The 2,019-nt window shown below is 72.3% G+C and carries 2 protein-coding genes; both read right to left on the reverse strand.

Annotated elements, in window-relative coordinates; all coding sequences use genetic code 11:
* Positions 1-114: 114 nt before the first annotated feature.
* Entirely contained in the window at positions 115-678 is a 564-nt protein-coding gene (locus tag AB0I83_RS31415; RefSeq protein ID WP_125500649.1) for a flavoprotein, read from the reverse strand.
* Positions 675-1,946 (reverse strand): helix-turn-helix transcriptional regulator, encoded by a 1,272-nt coding sequence (locus AB0I83_RS31420; protein ID WP_125500650.1) that lies wholly within the window; start codon positions 1,944-1,946, stop codon positions 675-677. The genes AB0I83_RS31415 and AB0I83_RS31420 overlap by 4 nt, the downstream gene beginning before the upstream one ends.
* Positions 1,947-2,019 lie beyond the last annotated feature (73 nt).

Consider the following 2,019-nt stretch of genomic DNA (forward strand, 5'->3'; position numbering starts at 1 on the left):
GCAGCTCGGCCTGCGCACGGCGCACCGTCACGGTCCGCCCCTCCACGTCGATGTCCCGGCGCCGTAAGGCCGCCAGCTCCCCGAACCGCAGAGTGGCGAAGGCCACCAGGGGGTTCATCGGTTCCGGTCCACGCCCCCGGTCGCCGACGCCAGCAACTCCAGTGCCTCCTCCCAGCGGAAGCGTTCCGCGCCGCCGCCGGCCTTGGGGCGGTGCGGGTCGTAGGAGCCGATCAGGACGCCCATGTCCCGCAGCCGGTCGAGGCTTTGCCGGTAGGCGGGGTGGGCGGCCTGGGCGGAGTTCACGTAGGGCAGGGCCACAGTCGGGATGCCCAGGCCGTAGGCCTCGCACAGGATGCCCAGGGCGAGGGTGTCCGATATGCCGGCGGCCCATTTGTTGATGGTGTTGAAGGTGGCGGGAGCCACGGCGATCGCGTCCGCCGGCGGCAGGGGACGCGGTTGCCCCGGTGTACGCCAGGCGGAACGGATCGGGTAGCCGGTCTGCGCCTCGATCGCCCTGGTGTCGATGAACCCCAGTGCCTGCGGTGTGGCGATGACGCCGACGTTCCAGTCGGCCTTCTGGGCGGCGGTGATGAGCGTGCCGACGTCAGGGGCCACGCCCGACGCGCACACGACGACGTACAGGAAGGGCTTGGTGTCCAGGGCGGTCGGTTCTGTCACGTGGGGACTCCCAACTGGCGGCTGAAATGATGCAGTTCCGGCAGTGTTCGTCGGCGGTCGCGGGCGGCCATGTCGGCGACCAGGCTGCGGATGTCCGGACGGCGGATGTCCTGGGCGGCGCAGGACTCGGCGATCCTCAGCGCCTGGTAGCCGTCGGCCAGGCGGCCCTGCTGGCTGTAGGCGCGGGCCGTCTCGATCCAGAGTGCGGCGCGGCGCTCGGGGACCGGGATGGGGCGGCGCATGAGGGGCTGTGCCGCCCGCAGGGCGAGGCCGGCGTCGCCGAAGGCCACCAGAGCGCTCAGCTCGTGCAGGGCGACGTTGGTCGGGCTGAAGGTGGCCCACGCGCCGGGCCGGTCGAGAGCGACGTACCGCGAGACGTCCTTCGCTTCGGTGAGGAATTCCTGCGTGGCCGCGCGATCGCCGAGGCGGCTGGCCGCGGTCACGCCGCGCAGGAGCAGCAGTCCTACCGCAGCGAGGTACTGCGGACAGCGCCGGTCGTAGGAGCCGGCGAGCCGGCCGGCGGTGTGCCGGACCAGGGTGACGGCCTGCGTGGCGTGCTGTTCGCGGACCAGGACGTGGGCCTGGACGCGAACGCTGGAGGCGAGGACGACCGGATCTCCCGACCGTTCGGCCTCGGCCATCGCGCGGCCGACGGCGAGCCATGCGGTGCCCTGGTCGTGCCGTTTGAGCAGCAGGCTTGTGGTCGTCTGATACGCCGTGGCCAGGAGCCGGGACACCGTGTCCCTGTTCGTCGCGTCGTCGGCTGCCTGTCGCAGGTCGGCGATCAGGCCGGGGAGGGCGCGCTCCAACTCCGCGTAGTGGCAGGTGTGGAGGAGCCTGAGTGCTGATGCGACGCGGTCGTGCAGGACGGCCGTGTCCTGCGGGTCACCGGTGCCCGGAGGGTCGGCACCGGGCAGGAGGGCCTGGACGAGGGCGGTGTGCGAGGGCGGGGAGCCGGCCGGAGCCGTGAGCGCTGCGATGCTCGCGGAGAGGAAGGTGCGGCGTCGCATGTCGTCAGCCTCCTGATCGGCGGCGGAGACGTCCTGAGGCGGGGCGAGGCCCAACTCGTGCGGCGGGATGTCCAGTTCGCGGGCGACGGCGCGCAGTACGCGGATGTCCTGCGTGCCGCGTCCGCTCTCCAGACGGCTCACCTTGGACTGGTGATACCCGAGCGCTGCGGCCACGTCGTGCTGGGAACGCCGCTGCGACACCCGCGCCCGACGGATGCGTTCCGCGATCCGTCTTGCTTCCTCCTGCGCGTCGGCCATCTGCCGCGGCCCCGTCCACCGTCGCTGATCCTGCCAGCGCGATGCGCTCAGGGGAGGGCGGTGATGCGGTTCC

It is taken from the genome of Streptomyces sp. NPDC049970 (genome assembly GCF_040660235.1).
Classification (GTDB): domain Bacteria; phylum Actinomycetota; class Actinomycetes; order Streptomycetales; family Streptomycetaceae; genus Streptomyces.